The organism is Kitasatospora sp. NPDC057512, assembly GCF_042802135.1.
Lineage (GTDB): Bacteria > Actinomycetota > Actinomycetes > Streptomycetales > Streptomycetaceae > Kitasatospora.
On sequence record NZ_JBHVET010000826.1, the window covers coordinates 1 to 3,449 of the forward strand.

General features: G+C 79.0%; 1 protein-coding gene. It reads right to left on the reverse strand.

The features are described 5' to 3' along the window. A partial coding sequence (locus ACFU6K_RS34345; RefSeq protein ID WP_380669814.1) for a sacsin N-terminal ATP-binding-like domain-containing protein occupies positions 1 to 3,267 on the reverse strand: 3,267 nt, incomplete at its 3' end. Positions 3,268 to 3,449 lie beyond the last annotated feature (182 nt).

Below are 3,449 nucleotides of genomic sequence, written 5' to 3' on the forward strand. Positions count from 1 at the left end.
CTCGTAGGCGCGGTCGGGCTCGCTGAGCGCGGCCAGCACCTCGAAACGGCGGTGCCACTGCCCGACCGACCAGGCCAGCCCGGCGGCGAGCCCCTCCGGGGTGGCCGCGTGCAGCAGGCCGGGCACCGGCGGGACCTCGAACTCGTCGTCCTCGTCGCCGGCCTCGGCCAGCTCCGGGTCGTACGGCGGCTCCGGGGTGTCCGCCCCGGTGTCCCAGCGCCAGTCCACCGCCGCCTCGCCGCCGTCCGGCCCGACGACCAGCAGCTCCTCGTGCTCCTCGTAGGCGACCGGGCAGCCGGGCAGCAGCTCCCGCACCACCGCCGGGACCCGGTGCAGCACGCCCTCGGACAGCACCCGGCCGCCCGCCACCTCGCTGGCCAGCGACACGTGCAGCCGCTCGGCGAGGTCGGCGGCCAGCGCCGGGGCGACCGGCAGCAGCGGGTACGGGTGCAGCAGCTGGACCAGGTCGGGGGCGTCGGCGACGACCGCCTCGGTGGCGTCCACCACCACGGTGTGGGCCGGCCGGCGCCCGGTGGCCGGGTCCAGCGGCGGCAGCGCCCGCACCACGTCCAGCGGCTCGATCCGCTCCCGGTCGACCCGGGCCAGCGCGGTGTGGATGCCGTGCAGCTGGCGGTGGCCGACCTCGGCGTCCGGGTCGGTCATCCGGTCCAGCACCTCGTCCGGCCCGTGCGGCTCGGCGAGCAGCGCGGCCAGCGTGGTGCGCACCCCGAGCGCGTGCAGGAACTGCTCGTCCAGGGTGGTGCGGGCCTCGTCGTACAGGCCGCGCAGCAGCGGGTCGGCCCCGGCGGCGCGCAGACCGGCCGGCTCACGGCCCGCCAGCACCGGGTGGTCGCGCAGCCACCAGGCGGTGTACGGCGGCAGGTCGGCGTACGAGCCGTCCGGCAGCAGGGTGCGCACCGGGCCGACCACGGCCTCCCGGTACGGCGGGCGGGCCAGCGCGGCGAGCGCCTCCGGCCAGGCGTCGTCGTCCACCAGGTCGAGGTCGCGCACGGCCAGCAGCTCGGCGGCCACCGGCGGGACGCCGACCGCCTCGTCGGCCTGCAGCGCCTCCAGCGCGTCCTCGGCCCACTCGGCGAGCCCGTCCGGCGCCTCGTCCAGCAGGCCGGTGGGGTGGCCGCCGGCCGCGCGGTCGGCCGGGGCGGTGGGGTCGAGCCGCTCCAGGTCGTCCGGGTCGAGCACCACGTCCTCGGCGCGCACCAGCACGAAGTCGGCCAGCACGCCGACCGCGGCGAGCACCTCGGACCCCCAGCGCTCCAGCAGCTCGTCGTCCACCCAGCCGGCGTCCTCCTCGCGGGCGAGCGCGGCGAACGGGCTTCCGGGCAGCACGAGTTCGCCGGCGCGGGCGGGCTCGCCCTCGTCGTCGAGCAGCGCCAGCCGGGCCAGCCAGGGGTGGGCGCCCGGCTCCGGGGCGGCGGCCTTCACCAACGCCAGGACGGCGTCGGCGAGTTCGAGCGCCGCGTCGAGGTCGTCCTCGGCCAGCTCGTAGGAGCGGGCGACGGCGGCCCGCGCCTCGGGGGTGTCCAGCACCCCGGCCGGGGTGGCGGTGCCGGCGCCGAGCCTGGCCAGCAGCGGGTGGGCGGCCTCGGGGTGGGCCAGCCGCAGGTCGAGTGCGGCGAGCGCGCCCGCGAGCGACCCGGGGTAGCCGGGGAAGGCCGCCCAGTCGGCGTCCTCGGAGGGCAGCAGGACGCGCCGCGGCCCGGTGACCGTCCGCCCGTCGGCGAGCGGGACGGGCAGCGCGCCGAGCGCCTCCGGGTCGGCCGCGCCGAGCGCCGCGTACAGGTTGCGCCACCAGGCGGGCTCGCGGTCCAGGCCGCCGAGCTGGTCCACCACCTCGGCCAGCGGCACCCGGCGCACGTTCAGCACCCGCAGCTCGGTGCGGCGCTCCAGGCCGGCCGGCAGCAGCCCGGGGAAGATCGGCGAGAGCGCCTCGACCACCGATCCGTCCGCGCCCTCCAGCAGCGTGGCGTCCCGGGGCCGCAGCGCGGGCGTGCCCTCCTCGACCGGCGCCGGGTGCGGCAGGAACGGCGTGTCGGGCAGCCGGGAGAGCACCCCGGCGCGCAGCGCGTTGTCCAGCGCGCCCTGGCCGAGCGGGGCCGGGACGAGGCCGAGCGAGCCGAGGTCGGCGCCGCGGGCGCGCAGCAGCTCGGCGTAGCTGTCGGCGGCCCGCTCGGTGAGGAAGTCGGCCAGCGGGCCGGGGGCGACGTGCCGGCGGGTGGAGTCCAGCGGATAGGAGGCGATCAGCAGCGCGGGCAGGCCGACCGGCTCGTCACTGGGGGTGGGCGCGTGCAGCACGGAGGCGATCCGGGGGCGCTGCGGGGCGCCGTCCTCGCCGACCGGGACGGCCCAGGTCACCGTCCAGTACGGGCGGGCGCGCTCCTCGGTGGGCCGGTCGGCCAGCAGCTCGGCGGCGAGCGTGCCGGAGGCGCCGGCGGTCTGCCAGACCGTCCGCCGCGGCCGGCCGTCCGCGTCGTCGGTGACGGTGACCTCGGTGACCCCGTCCGGGCGGGTCTCGGCGGCGTCCCGGGTGAGCGTCCGGACGCCGTCCGGGGTCTCCACCACGACCTCGCGCAGGCCGGGCAGGGTGAGCAGCAGCGCGTCGTCGATCCCGGCCAGCAGACGGCGGGTCAGGTCCTCGGCGGCGGCGTCCCGCAGCGGCAGCACGACCACCGTGTCGTAGCCCTCCGGGGCGGTGCCCTCGGCCGCGAACGGCAGCCGCAGCAGCGGCACGTGGCCGTCCCGGCGGCGCAGCTCGTCGGCCAGCTCGGGCTGGGCCCCGGCCAGCGACCGGGCCTCGCCGAGCGACCAGCGCACCCCGCCGCCGGCGCCCAGCACGGCGGGCTCGTCGGTGACGGCGAGGACGGCGGCGAAGCCGACCCCGAACCGGCCCACGGCGGGCGCCTCGCCGCGCTTGGAGGAGGCGCGCAGGGTGGACAGCGACTCGACGGCGGCCGCGTCCAGCGGGGCGCCGGTGTTGGCGGCGGCGAGCACGCCGTCGGCGAGGGTCAGCCGCAGCCGGCCGGGGCCGTGGCCGGCCCGGACCGCGGCGTCGGCCGCGTTCTGCGCCAACTCGACGACCAGGCGGTCCCGGTAGCCGCCGAGCGCCAACTCCTCCTCGGCGTTGGCGTCCTCCCGGAACCGGGACGGCGAGGCGGCCCAGGCGTCCAGCACCCGCCGGCGCAGCGCGGCGCTCCCGAAGGGGTCCGCGAGGTGCTCGTCCGTGCCGCTGCCGATGATCCGAGGTTCCACTGGACCTGCCACCTTCCGCTGCCCTGTTCGTCGTAGGGCATTCTTCCCTGCCCCACTGACTGCTCCCGACCACGGACCCTGCCGGCGTCGGCCCCGGGACGCCGCCGACGGCGCCTTCCGCCACCCGCCCGGAGCCGCGCGGAACCGTCCGGACAGCACCGCGGCCCGCACCGGTCGGTGAC